Consider the following 22,434-nt stretch of genomic DNA (forward strand, 5'->3'; position numbering starts at 1 on the left):
CGGTCCGGTGGCTATTTCGGAGACCTGGTGCGCCTCCTCGACGGCCCAATTCTTGCGCTTTCCTAACGGGATCGGCGAGAGACCTCGACATTGTCGGAGATCCAGCCGATGCCGATCACGACAACGGGAGAACGCGGGTACCGTTCCGCCGCTTGACGACCGATATCAGTAGCTCTGCCGACCTTCCGGACCGTCGCCGCGAGCTCAGCATTTCTCACGCTCGCATTTCTACAGTGGTCCATGCGGACAAGAACCGAACGTTCGCGGCGACGCACACCGAGGTCGGGTCAGCGGACAAATCGGTCGTTCAGTTTCTTTCGCCGCACAGCAACGTCCCACCCTCAGCGGTCATTCTTTGGGCTTTATCGAACGGCCATGACAGAGCAAAACCGGAAGTGCGACCGTCTGCGTGGTCCCACTCTAAGTTTGGGGCGCGCCGCGGATCGACCCGGTTCAGTTGACCTGTTCGATCTCCGGGAAGGTCCAGCTGCCGTCGAGGATTTCCGCGCGTGGCTCATAGAGGCGGATGGAATGGTTCCAGCCGGGCGAGATCGGGATGCAGTTGATCCGGCCATCCTCGCAGCTACCGAAATGCAGTGTGTAGGACCCGTCGTCATTCGGTGTGGCGCTGACATTGTTGTAGCTGTTCACGCCAAGATCGTTCGGTTCCAGGTAGCCATCGGCGTTGTAGACGGTGACGGACCAGAACGCGTCGACTGGCACGTCCTTGACCGTCACGGCGTACAGGGTCTTGCCGTCATTTTCAGGCACGGAATCGACCTCGTACATCGCGGCACTTGGCGGCAGTCCGGCCCAAGCCGAGATAGCACCGACAAGGTGGTCAAGGGGGGCTACTTTCTCCCTGGTGCCGAAAGCCTTGCTGGCGTCAAAGCTGATCGCGCTGGCAAGATCGTTCAACGCCTTTCGCGCCACCGCCAGACTGTCGAGATCCCAATCCGGAGCTTCGAACGGGCCCGCTGCGCCACCGGTCAACGTGATCCCATCCTGTGCGGCATGGGTGGCGGCAAGGTCTTCGGGATCATTGGCGTTGACGAAGGTCCGGAAGAGCACCATGGCAAAGCGCGAGCCGACTTTTTCTTCGGTCAGCGGATAGGTTCCCGGCGTCGCCTCTGCCAGCATGTAGTGATCCTGGCTGATCACCAGCATCGACTGGTAGCGCCCGTCGATCTCCGGCAGAACAATCTCGGCCGGCTCCGACAGATCAAGCACCACCGCGCTGTAAAGCGTGTCCTGGTTCGCACGAATGACGGGTTGCGGATCCTCCGCCGCAATCGGCTTTCGGAAATGGGTGAATTCGCCGATTTCAATGTCGTTGGCCGCCATGTTCACCCGGAACATGTGATCCGTTTCCGCCCGCACCAATGTGTCGAGCGTGACCTGTTCAGCGCACAGGAATGTCGGTACGCACAGCGCGCATGTCAGCAGAAGTCTGGTTTTCATTTTCATACCCTTCAGTTTGCAGGAACGACGCCCGGAAAGGTCCAGCTGCCATCGATGACCTGTTGCTCGGGCCGGTACATCCGAACGACGTAGTTCCACCCCTCCACCAGCGGCAGGCAATTCACGCGATCGTCGTCGCAGCCGCCAAGGTGGATCGTCATTGACCGGTCATCGTTGCGCGCGCCGGTGACCGAATTCACGTTGTAAGCGTTGCGGTCGTTCTTTTCGAAGAAGCCGTTTTTGTTGTAGAGGCTAACGGACCAGAACGCCTCCACCGGCACATCCGAGGGAACGTCGATCTTGTATTCGCCAACGGGCAGCCCCGGATCGGCGCCATCATAGAACGCCTCGCGTTCGGGCAGGCCGCCCCAGCCGATGGCGGTGTTGAGCAGGTGGTTGATCGGGTCGACCTCGTCCTTCGGGCCAAAGGCGCCGGAGCTGTCGGCCAGGAATGGCAGCAGCGCGTTCAGCCCTTCGACCAACGCCTCGTAGCTCTCTTCGTCATAGTCCGGCAGGATGAATGGCTGCGACGACGCGGCTTCGATCGCCATCTGATCCTGGATGGCGTGCACGGCCTCGACGTCTTCAGGATCGCTCGCATCCACAAGCGTGCGCATGAAAACAATGACATAGGGCGTATCAAAACTCTCTGTGTCGAGCGTGTAGCTGCCCCCGCCATGGAACACATCGTTGATATAGTGGTCCTGGTTGACGATCATCGCGGACATGTACCGCTCGCCCACCTCGGGCAATGTCAGCGTCGCGCCCTCGCTGATATCGACGACCGCCGTGCTGTAGAGCGTGTCGAAATTCATGCGGATGGTCGGCTGGTTCTCCACGTCCCCCGGCTCGCGGAAGTGGAAGAAACGGTTCACACCACCGGCGAGAGACACGTATTTGGCCAGTTCGATATCGGTCGCGGCGCGGGCGAAGTTGCCGATCATCACCGGGATTTCCCGGGCTTCGATCAAGGCATCTATCGTATCGCTCGTGAATTGAGCATTGGCGACACCCCCGATGAGGGCCCCTCCAACAAAGGCGAGTGAGATGGGTGCAATCCGGCAATAGGACATTTTTTTCCTCCCCCTATACAGCGGTGTATGGACATGGCGCTTCAGCTCAGTCGAACGCTCGGAACGTTTCCCGAACCGCAATATCCACTGCCCCGGCCAGCAACATGCCCGGATCGTCATCGCAGGCGTCTTCCAGTTCCTCGACAAACTCGTCCTTGAGGCGCGCACGGTCGTTTTCGTCCGGAACCTCCGCCATGACATCGATCTGGCGATTGAAGAGAGACACCATGGCCATCAGGCGCACGATCTCCGCAACCTGATCCTCGTCGTCGCCGTAGCTGTCGAGAACGCTTCCGCAGCTGTGGTGCATATGGGGTTGGGCCGCGGCGATAGCCTCGTCCATTATCTCGTCGGCATGCGCAACGCTGCCGAGGGCGAGGAGACAGGCCGTCGCGGTGGCAAGGTTCCTGAAGTCTTGGGTCATTCGGTGTTTCCTTGTTTTTAGGTGGCCACCCGTGGGGACTGCCGGGTGACCGGCGTCACTTTCTCGCGCCCGCGATTGCACCGACGACAGCGCCGCCCTTCGCGCCCTTGTTCCCTCCAACGAGGTAGCCGACGCCGGCACCCACAACCGCTCCACCAACCGCGTTCTCGACCTGTTTGTTTGCCACGGCAGGCGACGACAATGTGACGCCCAACGCCACCGCCAATGCAAGTGACGCCGCGAGGGCCGATTGTTTTCTGAGCATGTGGTACCTCCATTGCTGTTGGTTGACGCGCGGAGCAAGGAAGCACCCTGCGCCTGAAACCCTGACACTCGGCAACGGGTATGAGGCGCGTGCTGCCGCCCCGTATCACCCCTTCGAAAGGACGAACTGGACCTGCAGGCGGAACCGCCAGTCCTCCGGCCCGCCATCCGGGCTCTCCAGCCAGTGACCAACACCGGCCTGGAAATTGATGGGCTTGCCGCCGATGACCGCCAGCTTGGACACCGAGGCGTTCAGGGGTACCGACCAGCTTTCCGTTTCCCAGTCATAGGTGCTTTCACTCTGGAGCGAATACGTCCACGCGCCTTCCGTTGAATAGGCCACGAAGGGCTGGACGAACGTGGCATTGGTGGGCGTTTTCGGATCGTCTTCCAGATCCCACAAGTGGTTGGCCAGCATGCCAACGGTCCACGGGCCCGTCTGTTGCAGCACAATGCCGGTGATGCCGGCAGCCCAGGTATCGCTTGAGACGTCGGAATAGGTCGGGAAACGGACAGCTGGACCGAGCCCCCAAGTCAGGTTCGTCTCGGTGGTTTGGGAGTACCAGGCTTTCGCCAGAACATCACCGAAGCCGCTCTGTGAGGTGCCGGGGATCACGTCCTCTTGCCAGATATAGGGCATGATCGTTCGCGTAATGATGGTGGCGCCGTTGTCGAGCGCAAAGGGGATGATCGGCAGCAGGTTCAACGTTGTCCGGTTGCCTTCATTCGTCACACCGAGATTGTCGTCATAGTTCAGCTGGAACGGCACGGAGATGATGGCCGCGAGTGGGTTCGCCAGTTCTTGTGCAAGGTCGGCGGCGTCCTGCGCTGTGGTCGCTACGGGAAAGCACAGACAACCCATTGCCAGTGATACGCGAAGACGTGTGGTTGTCATCTTGTGGGCCTCCCTGCGACTTTGTTCCAGGAACAGGGCCAGTCGGTCGTTTCACCCTGCCGACAGGATACCATTGCATCACCGGACATTTTGCGACAATGCGATCCCATGCATGGTAAACTGGTGAACCTCATCGAACTCGCGCACGTCGTCGACCTGCTTGATCGGTTCGCGGGGCGGTTGATCGTCGACAGGTCGCTTCAGTTGGCGGGACTCGATCGCACGATGCTCGGCGGTGTGGCCGGTTTCATCCCCTATGCGTCTGAAGCCGTCCTAATCGACTCGGTCGCCCGTGCGATCGGCGACCGCCACCTCGGGGCGCGTATCGGGCGGGCCTTCGACTATTCGACCTATGGCGCTTATTCACATTTCGTGCTGGGCGCGCCGGATTTGGCCTCGGCATTTGAACGCGGGCGGCGAGCCTTGCTGTTTACGCATCCCGGCTCGGAGATCACCCTGCGAGAGACCGCAACGCATCTGGTCGTTGGACGCGATTCCAAAGGCCTGTCCGTGGTCGGGCATCACCACCTTGACGAAGGCGCGCTGTTTGTCATCGGCAAAGTCGCCCGCCATTTCCTGGGCTCCGATTGGACGCCGGATTGGGTCGAGGTGCCGGAAACCCACGCCCGCGAAATCGCGGTCCTTGGAGATCTCTCGGGGACCACGATCCACGCAGGTGCCCAGGTGCCGGGCGTCGCCATTCGCCTGACGGACCTCGCGGCGCTCAACCCCGGTCCACCGCAACCCGAAAGAACAATGACCCTCGGCGAGTTGGGATTCCTGATGAACATCGCGCCGGCTCAAACCATGGAAGATGCCGTGGTTCAGATGTTGACCATCACATCCGCAACCGGCCAGACGGATGAGCGCACCATCGCCCGGTTGCTTGCCATCGGACCGAGGTCTCTCCAACGCGCCTTGAGGGACGAGGGCACGACCTTTCGTCAAATCCGCACTCGGGTCGTCTGCGATCGCGCGCGGGCACTTCTTTCCGAAACGGACATGTCCCTCGCCGAGATCGGCAAGCTGTTGGGATACTCAGATCCGCGAAGCTTCCGGCGCGCCTTCAAGGATGCAACAGGGCTTTCCCCGAGCGCTTTCCGGAAAGCTGAACAAGCACGATGAGCAATGGGCGGATGTCAGGCTCAACCGTTCCAAAGCACCCGGATTGCGGGCGATTTATGAGATGCTTCTACAGATGGCAAAGTCGGCCACTGCCCCGTCGACTCGAAGCAGACCAGTCGGCAGTAACTTTTGAGATCCGCAATGCTGAACGGCAGGTATGTAGCCATCTCGGCCATCGGAGCGTCGCTCACCGAAAGCCTGAAGACCGCCCTTGTCGACCAATGCTGCGCTCGGAAAATGCCTGCATGGGGCTCACTTCAATCTTTCGCCACGCCGCGTAAGAATGGCAGCTTTCGGCTTGAGGGATAATACTGCATCTGCGAGTTGGCTCGAATGGCTCAACGACCGCAAAGTGCAGCTTGCGGACGTCGACTGATCGCGTGGTTTGCGACGCCACCGCCCGCTGATCTATCGGCAACTTAGCCGACATTGCAGACATCCGACGAGAACCCTCGGATGTCCGACATCGCGGCTGCTATCGGCGGCGCTTTAGCAGCAAAAAACCAGTCGGCACTCAATTCGTGACCCTTGTCTTCCTTGGGCGGAAGCCGAGGCGGAGAGCCTACGAACACTCTTTCATTGCAACGCCCATTGCGTGACCAAACCCCTTGGCTGAGAACGATGCGATCACTGCCCCCTCTTGGATCAAATAGAACAGGCCAGTTGTTCCTCCAATGGCGCGTTCGAAAGTTTGCACCGCTGAAACGATACGCTTCTCATCGGCTTTACTCCTCGGCCACGCCCACAACTCGCCGCCCTTTTTCCGCAGAAACATTGTAACCACACGATTTCCAACCTGTAGACTGACGCGCGACATGGATTCTGGAATGGGGACGATTTTGATGCTGACCTCAGATTGTCGGTCTCCGCGATGCCGGGTCACGAACATCAATGTTTCACCTCTGTCATTTGCACGTGAAACGGCCCAGCACACTTTCCCTTTGGAATCATGATCGACAAACACAGACCAATCTGTTTCAGACGCAATTGCGGCATTGCCCAAATAAAACGTGAGTAAACACAATGCGGTTATGAGCACACCAATACTCTCAATGGCTTCAGTTCTTCTCATTTTTTTGCCCCCTCCTTTTGCCCGTAAGGTCTGGGCGTTCGCCTCCGGAAATTTATGCTGGAGCGGCACTCGTCCAAGTTTTCTCCACCCCGTCGGCATAGACCGCAATAAGGCTACCGAGATGCCATCAATCGTGTCGTTGAGTTGCCTCAAATGCATGATTATCGGCCTTGCGGACCTTCTTAAAAACTACGGGACGGCAGCTGTGCGCAGTCAGCCTACCAACACGCCAGCGTGGGCGCTTGTCGTGACAAACCCGGCAGCTTTGCCGACCTCACAGACATTCGCCGCAAAGGCAGCATTGTTCGCCAAACTGGCCTTTCGCCCGACAACGCATTCGAAAACCAGTCGTTCGCGACGGAACACACCAAAGTCGGTTTACAGGGCCCTTCCGGGCGCTCTCAGCAGTCGCTGGACCTCCGCAGAGTTTGCGAAGCCGCCTGTAACGTAAGCTGGTACTTGCAACCTGAACGGACCGACGAGAATCGTTGCAACGTCTTTAGATAGGCAACATGCTGAAGCTTACCCAGGGGCAACTCCTGTCCAGGGAGGGGAAGATGGCGATTTTCGACAAAATGAATAGGGCGTTGGCGGACAATGACGCGGACGCTTATCTCGACCTTTACGCTGACAACGCTGTCTTCGTCAGGCATCAGAGCGGCACGACAATGGACAAGTCGCAGTTCTCGGAACTGATCCGAAAGATGATGGCCTCCGACAAGACGGCCATGGGGGCGCGGCGCAAGATTTACGAGAACAACGACATTCTCGTAGTGCATGGCATCAATGATTACCCCGATGGCACTCGCGAGGCAGTCCTGATGGCCCTTTCGCTGGAGGGCGGGAAAATCAGTCGGGTCGAAACCGGGGCGACACCGCTGCAGAAGTGAGCCGTGACGGACCTGTTGGCAACTGCCAGAATTTCAGAGAGAAGGAAACCCGACATGCCGAAGCTCATCGCGACCCATGACGTCGATGACATAGACCATTGGCTCGCATCCCCGAAGCGGGCGGAAGTGTTCGCTGGCATCGCGACCGATCTCCAGACCTACGTTCTGCCGGGCGACGGTAAAAAAGTCGCTCTCTCGATGGAGGTCGCGGACATGAATGCGCTTGAAGCCATGCTGAAGAGCGAGGCAGGAGCAGCCGCGATGAAGTATGACGGAGTGCACCCCGATACAGTGGTGATTTACGTCGAGAGTTAACCCTAAAGCGTGTTGATCCGGAAAAGCTACCGGAAGTCGCCGACGCCGCGCCTGCCTTTTCGCAGGACAGGCGCCGTTTCATGAGGCCTCGCTACTCCGGCAACTGATGGCATCGGCTCTTCCGGCATCGACGTGAAGTTTGCCGACGGGGCGGTCATCCAACGAAATGACTCGGATGAACGCTTGTGGCGTTGAGCTGTCCTTAGGTCAGTTCTCCCGGACGATGATCGTTGCCACATCGATTTGCCGAAAGGTAATCTGCTGCCATCACCTTTTTCTGCTTTTGGGAGGAAAGTCATGAGAACGCGTAACCTGCCCCATTTGGTCATCATACCTGCCCGAGCGCTTACGCCGCTTGCAGCCTCGGCCGTCCTTGCCAGTCTGATTTTCGGTGGTCCGGGAGCCGCACAGGAATATTCCACCGAGCAGCAGGACACGGAGGTTGTCCTCGCGCCAGACGCGTTCTCGCCCTATGCCGGGCGGCATTTTCCTCAACGACCGCTTTGGGGGGACTCGCACCTGCACACGATGGTTTCGGTGGATGCTGGCACGATGACCCGCCTGTCGCAGGAAGACGCCTTTCGCTTTGCGCGTGGAGAGGAAGTCACGACAACCCACGGGTTGCGGGCAAAGCTGTCCCGCCCACTCGACTGGCTTGTGATCTCGGACCACGCCGAAATGTACGGGCTGATGCCACAACTCCTTGCTGGCGATGCCGAGGTCCTTTCGACCGATCAGGGCAAGGCATGGTACCAGGCGCTGACCTCGGGCAATGCGCAACAGGCCTTCGATACCGCGATGGAGATTGTCGCGTCGCTTTCCGACGACGAGCCGCCGATCGACAACCCCAAGGCGATCCGGCACGCTTGGGAAGACTATACCGCGCTCGCCGACCGCTACAACGAGCCGGGTATCTTCTCGGCGATCATCGGCTACGAATACACGACCGAGGGCGCCAACAACCTGCACCGCAATGTGCTGTTCCGCGACGGCCCGGTCCGGGCGAACCAGACCCGTCCCTTCTCGCAATATGACAGCAAGAACCCCGAGGATCTCTGGACCTACCTGGCCGAATACGAGGCGCGGACCGGGGGTGAAGTGCTCGCGATCCCGCATAACGGCAACCTCTCGAACGGCCGGATGTTCTCGATGACCGCTTATGACGGCTCGCCCCTAACCGAAGAGATCGCGCAGGCCCGTGCTCGTTTCGAGCCGCTCTACGAGGCCACCCAGATCAAGGGCGACGGCGAGGCGCACCCGTTTCTCAGCCCCGACGACGAATTCGCCGATTTCGATACCTGGGATGCTGCCAATCTCAACGGCACCGAGGTGAAGGAACCGGAAATGCTCGCCGGCGAATATGCCCGCGAAGCTCTGAAACGCGGCCTTGCCATCGAGAAGGACCTCGGCGTCAACCCGTTCAAGTTCGGCATGGTTGGTTCGACGGATTCCCATACCGGCATGGCCACCGCACAGGAGGACAACTTCTTCGGCAAGCATTCGGGCGTAGAGCCCGAACCGCATCGCTGGGAACATGTCGTCATTGAGGCACCGGACCCGGATCTGACGATCTATGGCTGGAAACAGGCCGCCGGCGGCCTCGCCGCGGTCTGGGCGCAGGAAAACACCCGCGCAGCGATTTTCGACGCGATGATGCGCAAGGAAACCTACGCCACGACCGGTTCGCGCATGCTGGTCCGTTTCTTCGGCGGCTACGCCTTTACCGAGGAAGATGCCGCAAGCCGCACGCCGGGCGACGAGGGATACGCAAAAGGCGTCCCGATGGGCGGCAACCTCTCGCCCGCGCCCGAAGGCAAGGCGCCGAGCTTTCTCGTGGTAGCGCTGAAGGACTTCCTGTCCGGCAATCTCGACCGCATCCAGATCGTCAAGGGCTGGATCGACGCCGAGGGCGAAACGCAGGAAAAGGTCTATGACGTGGTCTGGTCCGACGACCGTGCGCTGGACGAGAACGGCAAGCTGCCCGATGTCGGCAACACCGTCGATGTCGCGAATGCGACCTGGACCAACACGATCGGTGCCTCGGAACTCATCGGCGTCTGGGAAGATCCCGATTTCGACCCGTCGCAATCGGCCTTCTACTACGCGCGGGTTATTGAGATACCGACGCCGCGCTGGACGGCCTACGAGGCGGTCCGCTTCGGAATCGAGATGCCCGAAGAGGTGCCGATGATCACCACCGAACGCGCGTACACTTCCCCGATCTGGTACACGCCTGAGGGCTGATATCTGACTTCAGAGGAAAATACTGGGGGACACTGGCGATAGTTTCCCCCAGTTCGTTCACTCTCGATCTTTGAGCTTGTGCCGGTCCGTCAGGACGTCGGCAAAGCGTGAAATCCGGTCATTGTCCGAGAACGCCAAAAGACCGCAAAACTCAGGAAGCAGACCAGCACGTCAGTTTGGGCGCTCGTCGTAACAAACCCGGCAGCTTTGCCGACGTTGCCGTCATCCGACCATATTGATTAGATATCACCGAAGAGCCCAAAGCGGATATCGTTTTTTTTGCGAGCTTAGGTCGGGAACGAGAGGCCGAAGGCAACGTGTAGATGGTTTTCGGGATCTGAAATGACTCCTAACGCAAATACTGTCGAAGACCCATCGGTTGATTGCTCTCCAGTGCCATCGAAATCATGCCGGTAAGACGGTTTCTCTAAAGCGCTCCCCCGGAACGTTCTTTTGCACCTTTCTTGTCGTATTGCGCAGTAGTCAGAGAGACGGCCCTGGGCGCGGTATTCCACCAGTACGGGACCTAGCCGAGTTACTCGACGCTGCCGGAATACTCCTCAGCCGGCCTTTGCTCCCAAATGACGGCCATATCGACCTTCGCCGCGGCGAGGAGGTTCATCACTGGGCATCGGAACTCGACATTCTTTGCGAGTTGACGAAACCGCGCCTTTGTCTCGTCGGAATAGACGGTTATGGTCAGCGTTCCGCTTTCGAAATACGGGCGAATGCCGGGAACACCCTTCGGCCCGCGCACGTCGATCTGGCTCTCGCAAGCGAAATCGACACCGGCATATTCAAAGCCCATAGCCTTGGCCACTCCGTTGATGATGACGCCATCGCATCCAACGAGGGCAACGAGGACGGTCTCAAGCGGGCTTGGAGCGCTATTTGTGCCGCCGAGCGAGGCAGGCTCATCAGTGTAGACCGGTGCGAAGTCCCTCACCTGGATCTTGGTGCGCGTTCCGGCGGCATTGGTCGCCTTCACATGGCGAACACCTATCTTTTTTGTAGTGGGATCGATGCTTGGCTCAATGATGTCATTATCAATCATGTCGGACATGACAGGTCTCCCGAATTAGCTGAGTGCGATCAGTGCGCCGACCGGAGCGTCGCCTCGCAACAGATCGAAGAGAATGCGCACGATGCCGAAGACGAACATGCCGTAGATCGCGGCAGTCCACGGGCGCATACGCGCGCGGTAAAGAAGCATGTAGGCGATGAGCGCCACCGTTGGGATGCTAAGCCCGATGGCCCAGACGGCAATCGTGTAACCGATGAGTACGGCGAGGACGGTCAGTTCACCGGCGTCGCGAGCGAAGTCGTTTTCGTATTCGCGCACACCACGGATCACCAACCACAGAGCCAGCGGCAGTCCTGGTACGATCGCAAGCGACGGCATGAGGCGCGAGGCCGGGTTGAAGGAGAACATCTCCCAGAGCGCATAGCTGAACATTGCCGAGCAAGTGACGGCAAGGACGAGCGCGATGCCGCGGTTTGACTCCGGCGGTGTTGCGTCCTCGTCGCCCGGGCCTTCCTCGCCTGGTGTCCGGCGAGTTCTGAGCCAGCGGATGGTCGATAGGATCAACGGGATCACGATCACAGAGGCGATCAACAGTACGCCCGGACGGGTGAGCCACGACCACCCGTGGATCTGGTTCGTCAACCAGAAGTACTGCTCCATCGGACCGGAAAGAACGAACCCGACCAGCGCGGGCGCGCGCGGCCAGCCGCCATGTTTCATCAGCCAGCCGAGCGCACCAAGCGTGAACAGCATGAAGATGTCGCCCATGGTCGAGGTCGACTGATAGGCGCCGATCACCATGATCAGCACCAGCGGTGCTGCGATGATCGCGAAAGGAATACGGGTGAGCCGCGCGAGCGCAGGCGTAATCGCGAAGCACAGAGCCGCACCGACCACCGAGGTCAGCGCCACCGACCAGACGATCAGGAACATCAGGTCAGGGTTTTGGTTTATCATCCGCGGCCCGGGATAATACCCAAACGAGAACAGCGCGCCGAGGAAGATCGCCGCTGCCGGACCGCCCGGCACGCTGAAGAGAACGGTCGGCACGAGGTCCGAGATCACGGTGGCGTTGTTAGCGCCTTCGGAGGCTGCGATACCGCGGATCTCACCCTTGCCGAACTTCGACTTGTCCTTGGTCGATCGGATTGCATGGCCGTAGGCGACCCAGGTCGAGGCGGAAGCGCCGACCGCGGGGACGAAGCCCCCGAGTACGCCGATAAAGGCAGCGCGCAGGACAAGCCACTTGTTGCGCCAAAAATCGCGGAAGCCCTCGCCCCAACGAACAACCTCCATGCGCTCGTGGCTAATGCCACCACCCGCGGCGAGCATCGAGATCACTTCAGCCACGCCAAAAAGCCCAAGCGCCACGATGGTCAGTGAGAAGCCATCGAGCAGGTAGACCTGACCGAAAGTGAAGCGGAAATCGGCGGCCGCCTGTGCAGGGCCGACGACGCCGAGGAGAACGCCGAGGCAAGCGGCCGCCAGCCCTTTGGCGAGGTCTTTTCCGATCATCGACGACGCGAAAAACAGGCCCACGAGTGCGAACATGAAAAGTTCGGGTGTGGAGAGCATAAGCACGATGGGCCCTGCGATTGGGATCGCCAAGAACAGGATCAGCGCGCCGACAAGGCCGCCCACCATCGAGGCCAGGAAGCCAACCCCAAGCGCCCGCGCGGCTTGGCCCTGCTTGGCAAGCGCATGGCCCTCGATCGCCGTCGGCGCCGATGCCGGCGAGCCCGGGGCGCCGAGAAGCACTGAGGTGATGGTGTCGGAGGTGTAGACGACCGAAACCGCGCCTAGGAGCATGGCGAGCCCGGAGTAGTCGTCGAGGTAATAGATGAATGGCAGCAGGATCGAAACGGCCGCCACACCGCCCAGCCCCGGCAGCATGCCGAAAACCATGCCCACGATCATACCGGCGAAAAGCGCCGCGAGGCGCAGCGGGTCGAACAAAGCATCGAGCGCAGTCAGCGCATGTTCAAGCATCCGGGCCTCCGGCAGGGCGGAATAAGGGTGCGCGCGGGCCAGGTCCTTCGGCCCGCGCGGCTTTGCGGATCAGAAGTTGACGCCGTACTTTGTCGACAGCAGATCGCGCAGATAGGCCTTTACCTCTTCGGACGGAGACAGCGCTGCCTTGATCGCCGCCTCGGTATCCGGCCCCGCATTCAGGCGAGCTCCGTTCGTCACCTTGAGGGCCTCTTGCTGGAACTCGGGATCCTCGTTGATGGCCGCGACCGTCTCAGCAAAGAGATCGATGACCTCCTGGGGCGTGTCGGGGTGCATGTAACCCGTCAGCCCGTAAGCGTAGGTGACAGAAGCGACGCCCTGGAACGCGTCCCACTCGATCCCCGACGGTGCCGAGCCATAAAGCATCTCATGCACCTCGTAGACCGACGGCAGTTCGGGCGCGATCGAGTCGCGGGCCTTGAGGACACCGCCCTCCATGGCACCGCCCGTCCAGAGCGGAACCGCCGTACCCGCATCGACGGACGGAACAACCTGCGTCAGGTAGACAGGGGTGAACTGGTAATCGAGGTTGAGCTCGCCTTGTTCGAAGGCAAGTCGCACCGGTCCGCGACCGTTGAAGCCGAGGACTGATTTAACATCGAGGTCCAGCACTTCGAACGACAGAAGACCAGGCAAGTCCGAGGCAGCCGCCGCGATTCCGCCGTAGATCAATTGTGTCGATGCGTTCTTGATATCTGCCGCGCTGGTTACGCCAGTCGACGGCGAGACATAGGCGACGGCACTGAATGGATGGCTATAGGCCACGCGATAGTCGGCGAGGCGATACTCGACACCCTCCTGCCCCAACACGAACGGGTTCGCCGTGGATGAGGTCGTGAACAGGATCGTCGTCCCGTCCGACTTCGCATTCTGCTCGAACCAGTTTGCGCCGAGGATCGATCCGCCCCCGGGGCGAGAAACGACATCGATGTCGGGATTGCCGGGCAGGTGTTTCTCGAAATAGGGCTCGAGGAACTTCGCCGAGACGAAGGTCGCGCCGCCTTCTCCGAAGGGCACGACGATCTCGATAGACTTGCCGGCGAAGTAGCCGTCCTGCGCTTGGGCGGCAGTGGCCAGCCCGATCGTTGCGGCGAGCGCCGCCGTCGTCGTCATTTGTTTCCGCATGTCTTCAGTCCTCCCATGGAATGCGCGTGCTTTCCGGCTCTACCCGATTGTGTTCTCCAACGTTCCGAGCCCAGTGATTTCAACCTGCATGACATCGCCTGCTTGAAGGTATTTCGGTGGCTTGAACCCTATCCCCACGCCGACCGGCGTACCTGTCGCTATGATGTCGCCCGGAAGGAGCGTCATCGTCCGACTCATTGTCTCGATCAGCGTCGGGATATCGAAAATGAGATCGGCCACCTTCGCGCGCTGGCGTTCCTCGCCGTTGATCCGCGTTACGAGCTCAAGCTCTGTAACGTCGCCCACCTCGTCGGCGGTCGCAATCCACGGGCCCATCGGGCAGAATGTATCGACACCCTTGCCGATGACCCACTGGTTGTGGTCCTTCTGCAGTTCGCGCGAGGTAACGTCATTGATCGTGACGTAGCCGAAGACATGGTCGTAAGCATTTTCCTTAGTGACCTGAAAGCAGGTCTTGCCAATCACGACCCCAAGTTCACCCTCGTAATCAACCGAGTTCGTGGGATCGAGCGACCCCCTCACCACGGCCCGTGGTCCACACACGCTCGTCGTGGCTTTCGTGAAAATGACCGGGTGAGAGGGAACAGTTTCCTTGGCGCTTGAATCGAAGCCGCTGGAATGAAACTCGGCGGCATGAGCATAGTAGTTCTTGCCTACGCAAAACACATCGCGTCGCGGTTCGGGAATAGGCGCCATCAGACAGATGTCCGACAGCGGAACCCGCCGTGTGCCGGACTTCGCCCAATCCGAAACGGCGGCCTGACCGCCGGAGATGACATCGAGCACCGCGCGGCTGGCGCTTTCGCCATCTACACAGACAACGGCATCCTCCCCATCGACGAAACCGGCCGCGATATCGTCACCGCTCTTGAAGGTTATCAGCTTCATGTTCTCGACACTTCTAACTTTTATCGATAGAATGAGAAAACATATATAGGCCCGTCTGTCAAATATACGTTTGGGCGGAACTTTAGACGGGCAGTGCAAGGTAGAAGCATGACGCAGACGACAACGCTTGCAGCGAACACAGAGGCGCAAACGCTGAGCGAAACCGCCTACCGGAACCTCAAGAGCGACATTATCCGAGGGGAGCGCGTCCCGGGCGAACGCCTGCGCATCGAGAGACTTAAGGGCATTTACGGAATCGGACCAACCCCGCTCCGCGAGGCGCTCCAAAAGCTCAGCCAGGACGGGCTTGTGACCAGCGAAGGAAACCGCGGCTTCACGGTTGCCCCGCTCGATCCAGGGGAGTTCGCTGACCTCAACCTTGCGCGCACTGCAATCGAGAAAGAGGCCTTGCGTCTCTCAATCGAGAAAGGGGACGACGACTGGGAAGCGCGCGTCGTTGCAGCGAGCTACATTATGCGAAAAGAAGACAAGGCGCTGCCGTCATCGCAAGGAGGGGTACCCGACAGTTGGGAGCGTGCGAATGCCGAGTTCCACACTGCCTTGGTCTCAGCATGTGGGTCGGCATGGCTCCTGAAGATCCGCGCCGGACTGCATGAGCTTTGCGAACGCTATCGCCGCGCGTCGGTCTATCAAAAGATGGGCTCCCGGAATCTGGAAACCGAACACGCCGAGATCGCCGAAGCGGTGCTGGCGCGTGACACGGGCCGTGCAGTCGAACTCGTCGAGCGGCACTTCGCCCTTACGGCATCGAGCCTGATCAAGGAGAAGGGCACGCTCGCCCCTGCACGATAGAATGACAGGCGAGATCCTCGTGTTCCTTGCGGCCGGACTTCTCGGAGGCGCCGTTAACGCCGCGGCCGGAGGCGCCAAGCTATTCGTTTTTCCTCTCCTTCTCGCCTCCGGCTTGCCGCCCATCGCTGCGAACGTGACCCAGGGTGTTGCGCTTTGGCCTGCGCAACTCCCCGCAGTCTGGGTCTACCGAGCGGAAATTCGTGCCGAACTTAGAAACCTCTTCACTCTGGTGGTCCCCGCCTTCGTTGGCGCCCTTGCCGGCGCGATCATAATGGTGAACTCCAGCAATGCCGCCTTTGTCAGAGTCGTGCCGTTCCTTCTGGCGATTGCAGTCGCCGCCATCGTGCTTGGCCCCCGTACGACAGACCTCATGCGCCGCGCTCTTCCTGGCGAACGCCTACAGGCGGCCACTGTCGTGCTCATGCTTGCCATCGGCTTCTACGGCGGGTTCTTCGGTGCGGGTATGGGTTTCATGCTGCTCGCCGTCCTGTCGATTGCGACCGGCAGGGGAATCGCACAGGTCAACGGTGCGAAAAACCTCTTCGCCTTCGTCATCCAGTCTGTCGCGGTCGGGCCGATGATTCTTTCGGGTCTCGTCGACTGGCTCGCCGCCGTCTGCGTGCTTGTTGGCGGCATCATCGGCGGCTACTTCGGCGCCCACCTTGTCCGCCGCTTGCCGGAAAAACTCGTCCGTATCGGCGTTGCTGCCCTTGGCGTGGCGCTCACGCTTTCCTTTCTGGCGTCCTGAGGAGTACAAGGCATGAAACTTGCGACATTCTTAGAAGACGAGGAGCGCAAGCTAGGCGTGGTCGATGGAGACACAATTGTCGATCTCGCCGCCGCCGGCCTCAATCCGGAAATTACCGACATGACACGGCTCATCGCAGCCGGTGATCCGATCATGGAAGAAGTCCTCCAAGCGGTTGCCATCGCGCCGGACCACGCGCGGCACCCCATTTGCGATATTGCTCTAGCAGCGCCTATGCTTCCTTCGACGGTCCTATGCGCGGGCAGTAACTACCGTTCGCACAATGCCGAAAAGGCCGGTGCGCCCCTCAGCGGCAAGGAGCCCGAATTCTTCATCAAGACATCGGACTGCGTCATTGGTCCCAACGACCCGATCGTCCACGACACGATCCTCACCAAGAAACTTGATTGCGAGACCGAGCTTGCCATCGTGATCGGCAAGCCCGGCAGACACATCCCCACGGACCGAGCGCTGGAGCACGTCTTCGGCTACACGGTTGCCAACGATGTGACGGCCCGCGATCGGCAGGTTCGCTTCACTGAGACCGGAGCGGTCTTCTACGAACTCGGGCGGGGCAAGGCATTCGACAGCAGCCTGCCGCTCGGCCCGGTCATCACCACTGTCGACGAAATACTCGACCCCCAGGCGCTCACACTCTCAACACGGATCAACGGTGAGTTGCGCCAGCACGCCAACACCTCCGAGATGATCTGGAGCTGCGCAGAATTGATCCACGTCTTTTCCATGAACTTCACGCTTCGACCCGGGATGATTATCCTGACCGGCACTCCTTCAGGAACCGCTTGGTCCGTCGATGCTGAGCTTGGAGGATCATGGCAGCCGACAGAAGACCTCTTAGCCGCAAGCCGCTATTGCCTTAGTGGCGATGTCGTCGAAAGCGAGATCGCTGCGATCGGGTGTTTGCGCAATCCTGTGGTTTAGAAAAGAGCGTTATTCAGCGCAATATCTAACTGTCTACGTCCTCACCTCGCGTTGGGCGGTGAACCCGCTTGCCGGGAGACCATCTAGGCATCGGTTCGTTCCCGGGCATGCCCGGGGTTTGGATGTACGCTTTGTCCGACCAGACCGTCGCGGAAATGGGTACGGCGGCAGCAATGCGCAGTCTCCGGACCACTGGTTGCTGCCTGGTCGAACCTTCACCGGAGTCCGCTTGAAAGGGTAGTTTGCCGACTTCGCAGTCATTCTCGGCAGTGCAGCAATCCCCTTCGCAGTCGCCCGGAATCCAGCATGGCGATCAAGGACCGGACCTCCGCTGCGCCACACATCATGGGCGAAAGAGCGGACGAAGCGAGCATTCGCCGCGACTGCACCAATGGCAGCTTTCATGATCTCAACAAAAAGGTCGCAGGCGACCGGCAGCCGTCATACACAGTCCACTGGGATCCACGGTTCTGCCATGCCTGTGAGGAGATTGTAATTGAGTAAGGAGCTTTCAGCGGCTTTGTCCGCAGCAGAAAAAATTCGTGACCAGATTTTTCCGGAAGCAAGCACCTGCATGCTCGCGGGTTCGGTGGTTCGAGGCGACGCAACAGCTTATTCGGACCTTGATTTGGTTGTGGTCTTTGAACGCGTTGAGAACGCTCAAAGGCAGTCGTTTACTTTCGGGGGCTGGCCCGTTGAAGCATTCATCCACGACCCTCAAACTCTGGAATATTTCTTTCGGGAGGTGGACCGCCCGTCGGGAGTGCCGTCTCTGCCCAACATGGTTAGCGAAGGCATCGAGATACCTCGAGAAACCAAATTCGGCAGTCTTATGAAAGACCTGGCATCTCGAATTTTGGAAGAAGGCCCGCTTCAATGGGGTCAACAAGAACGCGAAAACTCACGTTATGCAATCAGCGATATGGTCGAGGATATTCGTGAGCCTCGCAACACAGCTGAGCTTCGTATCGTGGTCGCAAATCTATATTCGGCGATTGCCGATCACTTTCTCAGGTCGCAAAATCGTTGGTCAGCCAAAGGAAAGAGCATTCCCAGAAGGCTCATGAGCGTTGATCCCGAGTTCCACAAGCGCTTTGCAGAGGCATTTGAGGCCGCATTCACTAGTGACGATACCGCAGACGTCATTCGACTTTGCGAACACGTGTTGGAACCGGATGGAGGCTTTCTGTTTCAAGGCTATACCCGCGATGCACCAAAAGAGTGGCGTATGCCTGACGCGTGATGGAGCGTCAGCCGCCATTCGTACTCGATGCAGCATTTGTCAGTATGGGCTCCTTGTCGCCGTTCTCTGCGCCGACCTTAAATGGCCGCTTCCGGCGGAGGGGATGATGCTGCAGTTGCGTCGTGCTCACACGGGTTGAGCGACGGCTTTGCGCAGGAAGCAGACCAGCACGTCAGTTTGGGCGCTCGTCGTAACAAATCCGGCAGCTTTGCCGACCTTGCTAACATCCGAGCGAAAAACTCAGATGTCTCCTCCGAGCCCAAAGTGGACACTTGCCAAACAAGTTCAGGCCTTTGACTTTTGCAGGTGCGGTTGGTCCTAGGGGTTGAGGCTGGATTGAAAGCGGCGAAAAATCAGCCACAGCATCAAACAAGTCGCCATGGTCCCAGCTGCTGCGAAAAGGGGAGCGGACAAACCCAGACTTTCGCGCAGCGCACCGAAGACAGAAGGGCCCATACCCATAAGAGCGTAGTAGATCGCCATGTAGATTCCCATACCAATGGCTCGAACATCAGGCCGCGTAGCTTCGACCGGCAATGTCATCACCATAGCCGCCGCCGGACCGACCACTAAACCCAACAAAACCAAAAGCGAAAAGCTGGCCGCAGGGCTGTCTAATAACACAAACGCCACCAAACCTATCGCCGACAATCCGAAACAGGCTGTCGCCGCTAAGTCCGGCTGACGAAGCCGTGTCGCCAACCAACCTCCTGCAGCAACCGATAGTACCGCCACCCAGCCGGTTATGCTGACGATTCCGGATGCATCGACATGGCTCAGACCACCCGCCTGCAAGTGCCCGGGAGCCCAGCTCATCGCGGCGATGAAAGCCGTATTGTAGAACCCCCAAATGATGCCTGCGAGACAGACAAGCTTGAGCTCGGACGGAAGCAACCGTTTTTGTAGGCCGACCAATCCAGTCGGGCGCGATCTTGCTTGATCTGACCAAGTGGCGACCATCAAGATAAGGGCGATAAGGCTCAACCCGGCCGGCAGTGCCAAAACCAATCGCAAATCAACATACGTTGCAAGAACAGGCAGAAACAGCATGGCCAAGGCGAGCCCTGCTGGCCAGCTTGATACCAAGATTCCCATGGCCACTGGCAAATCCCTGCGACCTTGGAACATGTCGCCGACCATCTTGGTCACCATCACATTCAGTGCTACCGCCCCAGTTCCGGCGAAAAAACGTGCCGCCAACTGTGCTTCGAAACTAAGAAACAACGCGCCTGAAATTCCGCCGACGACCATCAGCACAAGGCCGGCCAACGCGGTGCGCAAGTCGCCCAGTGCCTGGCCCGCCCAGCCGCCAAAGAGCGCCGTTATGGCGCCCGGTAAAAGGTAGATGCCCGTTATCACACCAATGGCACCAAAACCTATTCCTGTTTGGTCCACGATCGAAGTAGCCAGTGCTGGGACGGACTGGAACTGAACGCCCATTGCCGCTCTCGCCAACGTCAGCGCCGCGAGGGCGATCCATAGTTGCATGATTGCCCTCCCTGGGCGGAGCTATCGCTTCGATTTCTTTTGCCAAACCCCTGACGTGTCTTACATGGTGCGTTTTTAAACCGGCACTTTGCGTTCTCCAACGTTACATGGGAACTACGCAGCGCCGGGTCAGCTCAGATCCAAGGGGGTCAATTTTGGGCGCCGATACGGGGTCACGATCCAATGCCGATTGACAGCAACCGCGAGATGCCGTGCCGCTGAATGCAGCGGTGCAGCGCTGACCGGGTCAGGTACGGGATCGAGGGCTGCAAGGCGTACAGACAATCATCCAGCGGCAAGAGCGTGTGCCGACGGAAAGCCACCACCATCGCCTCCTCGGCCTCGCTGAGAACGGTCGAGCGCGGTTCCTTCGGGCCGGTCTTGCGATCCTCGACCGTTTCGCGCTTGCGCCACTTCGCGACCGTCTTCAGGTTGATACCGAGTTCCCGGCTCAGCGCCGCGGTCGAAGCTTGCGATCGCTGTATTGCAGCTCGGATGACGTGCGCCCCTCTCGGTGAATGCGTGCATTCACCTGCCGGTCAAGGTGATCGTGGCGCTGCCGTGGCGAACTTGTCCCAAAGTGCTTCCTTCCATTCCGACCAATGGATCGCACCATCAATCCGTGGGATCAAACACCTCGGGCGCTGAGTCATCTGTTCTTGAATCTTTTTTCGCCACCGACCGCAAGGCATTGTTTTATTTTCGAAATGCCTTATGAAATCCGGAAGCTGAGAGAGTGTTCTACACCTTTGGCCTAGTTGCCACCCAACTTTCGCTCGGTTCTTGATGGCGTGGCAGGCGCAGCAGAGGGAACAATATGGAGCGGCTGAAAGCGCGGGTATCAGAACTCTACACCGGTCAAACGCCAACCGCGCGGAGGTTGCGCTATTGGCTCATCCTGTTCGACCTGGCCACGGTAGTCTACTTCATTGTCACTGTTCCGTTACCGGCAACGCCCTTGCTAGGCGTTGTGAATATTGCACTGGCGGTATTTATAGCGATCGATTTCTTTTGTCGGCTTTGGATCTCGGATAATCGCTGGCGGCACCTTGGACAGATCTATGTGCTTGCTGATCTGATTGTCCTGTTGTCGCTGGTGTTGGACCCGTTGCTGCACCTGGACCTTACGTTCCTACGCATACTGCGTGGCGTCCGGCTCGGCAGGTCGGAGTATCTGCTTCAAGACCTGCGGCGCGACTGGCGGTTCTTTCGCGAGCACGAGGACGCACTGGTAGCGGCCCTTAACCTTGTGGTCTTCGTTTTCGTCACAACATCTGCGGTCTACATTTTCTTTGCAGACTCTGAGATAGGTGCATCGGGCTACGTGGATTCACTCTACTACACGGTCACGACGCTGACGACGACGGGCTATGGCGACATCACGCCCAATACGCCGGTGGAAAAGATCGCAGCAGTGGCGATCATGGTGGTCGGGGTCTCGCTGTTCCTGCGCCTTGCCGGCGCGGTCTTCACCCAATCGCGGGTGCATCACCCGTGTCCGCGATGTGGGCTGACGCGACATGATCCGGACGCCATTCATTGCAAGCATTGCGGCGAAATGCTCAGAATCGAGACGGAAGGAGCCGGCTGAAGACACCAACCGTGTCAGCGACGGAGGCAGCAGGATCGAGTTCCTCCGTCTTGGCAACCCGCAATCTCTTTCCTAATCGGCAGCAACATCCGCGTTCGCCGGGCCTCGGCACGCGGCAATGAAGCGAACGTCCGTCTGGTTTTTTGATCCTAGGCTCTGGACCCATTGATTTGGTTGCAGTCGTGGCACCGGGCTGATTCAAGCTCCTGAACTTCAGGAGGCGTGATGAGCAACTTGTTTTGGCTGACCGACGAGCAGATGGCGCGGTTGCAGCCCTATTTTCCGAAGAGCCATGGCAAGCCTCGCATGGATGACAGACGCGTCCTGAGTGGGATTATCTTCATCAATCGCAACGGGTTGCGCTGGTCTGATGCTCCACGGGAGTATGGCCCACCCAAGACGCTCTACAACCGCTGGAAGCGTTGGAGCGACAAGGGCGTGTTCGCTCGGATCATGGAGGGGCTAGCTGCCGAGCATTCCGATCACAAGGCGATCATGATTGACGCGACCTATCTGAAAGCCCACCGCACGGCGTCGAGCCTGCGGTTGAAAAACGTATGGCCCGCCCCGGTTGCAAGCGCCGATTGTGTGATGGATTGAGCAGTCTGCAAAAAACGTATCCGGCATGTCAGCTTGTTTGCCGCTGCCAAGATGGAGATCCGCGCGTCCCGATCCTCATAAGGGGGCCGGCCCCGTCAGGCCATTTTTACGCTGAGGTTTTCAGGACACCGGTCGACTGTCAGGCCATCTTCCTCTCACCACTCGCAGCTTGGGTGCC

The 22,434-nt window shown here is 59.3% G+C and carries 21 protein-coding genes and 2 pseudogenes; 11 read left to right on the forward strand and 12 right to left on the reverse strand.

Annotated elements, in window-relative coordinates; translation table 11 throughout:
• Positions 1-453: 453 nt before the first annotated feature.
• The 5 genes from ACFQ2S_RS01110 to ACFQ2S_RS01130 all read right to left on the reverse strand — a co-directional run bounded on the left by ACFQ2S_RS01110 (position 454) and on the right by ACFQ2S_RS01130 (position 4,117).
• Positions 454-1,461: a DUF1214 domain-containing protein gene (locus ACFQ2S_RS01110; RefSeq protein WP_386072016.1), complete on the reverse strand. Its 1,008-nt coding sequence runs from the start codon at positions 1,459-1,461 to the stop codon at positions 454-456.
• A gap of 11 nt (positions 1,462-1,472) precedes the next feature.
• Positions 1,473-2,654 (reverse strand): DUF1214 domain-containing protein, encoded by a 1,182-nt coding sequence (locus tag ACFQ2S_RS01115; RefSeq protein WP_386072018.1) that lies wholly within the window; start codon positions 2,652-2,654, stop codon positions 1,473-1,475.
• Positions 2,581-2,958, reverse strand: coding sequence for a YmgD family protein (locus ACFQ2S_RS01120; protein WP_386072019.1), 378 nt, complete (start codon positions 2,956-2,958; stop codon positions 2,581-2,583). Before ACFQ2S_RS01120 ends, ACFQ2S_RS01115 begins: the two co-directional genes overlap by 74 nt.
• Before the next feature lie 55 nt (positions 2,959-3,013).
• The gene (locus tag ACFQ2S_RS01125) at positions 3,014-3,223 is read right to left on the reverse strand and encodes a glycine zipper 2TM domain-containing protein (protein WP_386072020.1); all 210 of its coding nucleotides are present in this window, start codon (positions 3,221-3,223) and stop codon (positions 3,014-3,016) included.
• Between the two features lie 105 nt (positions 3,224-3,328).
• Positions 3,329-4,117: a transporter gene (locus tag ACFQ2S_RS01130; RefSeq protein ID WP_386072022.1), complete on the reverse strand. Its 789-nt coding sequence runs from the start codon at positions 4,115-4,117 to the stop codon at positions 3,329-3,331.
• 123 nt (positions 4,118-4,240) lie between these two features.
• Here ACFQ2S_RS01130 and ACFQ2S_RS01135 point away from each other — a divergent pair, with 123 nt between their 5' ends.
• Positions 4,241-5,242, forward strand: a complete 1,002-nt coding sequence (locus ACFQ2S_RS01135; RefSeq protein WP_386072023.1) for a helix-turn-helix domain-containing protein — start codon at positions 4,241-4,243, stop codon at positions 5,240-5,242.
• Between the two features lie 562 nt (positions 5,243-5,804).
• Here ACFQ2S_RS01135 and ACFQ2S_RS01140 read toward each other — a convergent pair.
• Complete coding sequence (locus ACFQ2S_RS01140; protein ID WP_386072025.1) at positions 5,805-6,314, reverse strand: hypothetical protein; 510 nt, start codon at positions 6,312-6,314, stop codon at positions 5,805-5,807.
• A 557-nt stretch (positions 6,315-6,871) separates the two neighbouring features.
• On the opposite strand from ACFQ2S_RS01140, the gene ACFQ2S_RS01145 reads away from it, so the two are divergent.
• The 3 genes from ACFQ2S_RS01145 (at position 6,872) to ACFQ2S_RS01155 (ending at position 9,763) form a co-directional block, all read left to right on the forward strand.
• Positions 6,872-7,204: a DUF4440 domain-containing protein gene (locus ACFQ2S_RS01145; protein WP_245838344.1), complete on the forward strand. Its 333-nt coding sequence runs from the start codon at positions 6,872-6,874 to the stop codon at positions 7,202-7,204.
• 54 nt (positions 7,205-7,258) lie between these two features.
• Positions 7,259-7,519 (forward strand): hypothetical protein, encoded by a 261-nt coding sequence (locus ACFQ2S_RS01150; RefSeq protein WP_089235649.1) that lies wholly within the window; start codon positions 7,259-7,261, stop codon positions 7,517-7,519.
• A gap of 297 nt (positions 7,520-7,816) precedes the next feature.
• Positions 7,817-9,763 (forward strand): DUF3604 domain-containing protein, encoded by a 1,947-nt coding sequence (locus ACFQ2S_RS01155; protein WP_386072028.1) that lies wholly within the window; start codon positions 7,817-7,819, stop codon positions 9,761-9,763.
• A gap of 535 nt (positions 9,764-10,298) precedes the next feature.
• On the opposite strand, the gene ACFQ2S_RS01160 is transcribed toward ACFQ2S_RS01155, so the two are convergent.
• From ACFQ2S_RS01160 to ACFQ2S_RS01175, 4 genes are all read right to left on the reverse strand, one after another.
• Positions 10,299-10,826, reverse strand: coding sequence for an OsmC family protein (locus tag ACFQ2S_RS01160; protein ID WP_386072030.1), 528 nt, complete (start codon positions 10,824-10,826; stop codon positions 10,299-10,301).
• A 15-nt stretch (positions 10,827-10,841) separates the two neighbouring features.
• Positions 10,842-12,776: a tripartite tricarboxylate transporter permease gene (locus tag ACFQ2S_RS01165; protein WP_386072032.1), complete on the reverse strand. Its 1,935-nt coding sequence runs from the start codon at positions 12,774-12,776 to the stop codon at positions 10,842-10,844.
• 69 nt (positions 12,777-12,845) lie between these two features.
• A complete protein-coding gene (locus ACFQ2S_RS01170) occupies positions 12,846-13,910 on the reverse strand; it encodes a tricarboxylate transporter (protein WP_386072034.1) in 1,065 nt (354 codons plus the stop codon).
• Positions 13,911-13,961: 51 nt separating this feature from the next.
• On the reverse strand, positions 13,962-14,831 hold the full coding sequence (locus ACFQ2S_RS01175) for a fumarylacetoacetate hydrolase family protein (protein WP_386072036.1): 870 nt from the start codon (positions 14,829-14,831) through the stop codon (positions 13,962-13,964).
• Between the two features lie 108 nt (positions 14,832-14,939).
• Here ACFQ2S_RS01175 and ACFQ2S_RS01180 point away from each other — a divergent pair, with 108 nt between their 5' ends.
• From ACFQ2S_RS01180 to ACFQ2S_RS01200, 5 genes are all read left to right on the forward strand, one after another.
• Complete coding sequence (locus ACFQ2S_RS01180) at positions 14,940-15,644, forward strand: GntR family transcriptional regulator (protein ID WP_386072037.1); 705 nt, start codon at positions 14,940-14,942, stop codon at positions 15,642-15,644.
• Position 15,645: 1 nt separating this feature from the next.
• Positions 15,646-16,392, forward strand: coding sequence for a sulfite exporter TauE/SafE family protein (locus tag ACFQ2S_RS01185; RefSeq protein WP_386072039.1), 747 nt, complete (start codon positions 15,646-15,648; stop codon positions 16,390-16,392).
• A gap of 12 nt (positions 16,393-16,404) precedes the next feature.
• Positions 16,405-17,334 carry a fumarylacetoacetate hydrolase family protein gene (locus ACFQ2S_RS01190; RefSeq protein WP_386072041.1) on the forward strand — a complete coding sequence of 310 codons (930 nt, stop codon included), beginning with the start codon at positions 16,405-16,407 and terminating at the stop codon, positions 17,332-17,334.
• A 306-nt stretch (positions 17,335-17,640) separates the two neighbouring features.
• Positions 17,641-17,838 carry a hypothetical protein gene (locus ACFQ2S_RS01195; RefSeq protein WP_386072043.1) on the forward strand — a complete coding sequence of 66 codons (198 nt, stop codon included), beginning with the start codon at positions 17,641-17,643 and terminating at the stop codon, positions 17,836-17,838.
• Positions 17,831-18,577, forward strand: coding sequence for a nucleotidyltransferase domain-containing protein (locus ACFQ2S_RS01200; protein ID WP_386072045.1), 747 nt, complete (start codon positions 17,831-17,833; stop codon positions 18,575-18,577). Before ACFQ2S_RS01195 ends, ACFQ2S_RS01200 begins: the two co-directional genes overlap by 8 nt.
• Positions 18,578-18,895: 318 nt before the next feature.
• Here the strand turns inward: ACFQ2S_RS01200 and ACFQ2S_RS01205 are convergent, their stop codons facing one another.
• Together ACFQ2S_RS01205 and ACFQ2S_RS01210 are read right to left on the reverse strand one after the other, a co-directional pair.
• On the reverse strand, positions 18,896-20,065 hold the full coding sequence (locus ACFQ2S_RS01205) for an MFS transporter (protein ID WP_386072047.1): 1,170 nt from the start codon (positions 20,063-20,065) through the stop codon (positions 18,896-18,898).
• 197 nt (positions 20,066-20,262) lie between these two features.
• Positions 20,263-20,644: pseudogene (locus ACFQ2S_RS01210) on the reverse strand (hypothetical protein); the annotation flags it as partial.
• A gap of 238 nt (positions 20,645-20,882) precedes the next feature.
• Here ACFQ2S_RS01210 and ACFQ2S_RS01215 point away from each other — a divergent pair.
• Positions 20,883-21,656 (forward strand): ion channel, encoded by a 774-nt coding sequence (locus ACFQ2S_RS01215; RefSeq protein ID WP_386072049.1) that lies wholly within the window; start codon positions 20,883-20,885, stop codon positions 21,654-21,656.
• 225 nt (positions 21,657-21,881) lie between these two features.
• Positions 21,882-22,208, forward strand: a pseudogene (locus ACFQ2S_RS01220) (transposase); the annotation flags it as partial.
• Positions 22,209-22,434: the final 226 nt, after the last annotated feature.

This window comes from Tropicimonas aquimaris (assembly GCF_042676185.1).
GTDB classification, from domain to species: Bacteria; Pseudomonadota; Alphaproteobacteria; order Rhodobacterales; family Rhodobacteraceae; genus Tropicimonas; species Tropicimonas aquimaris.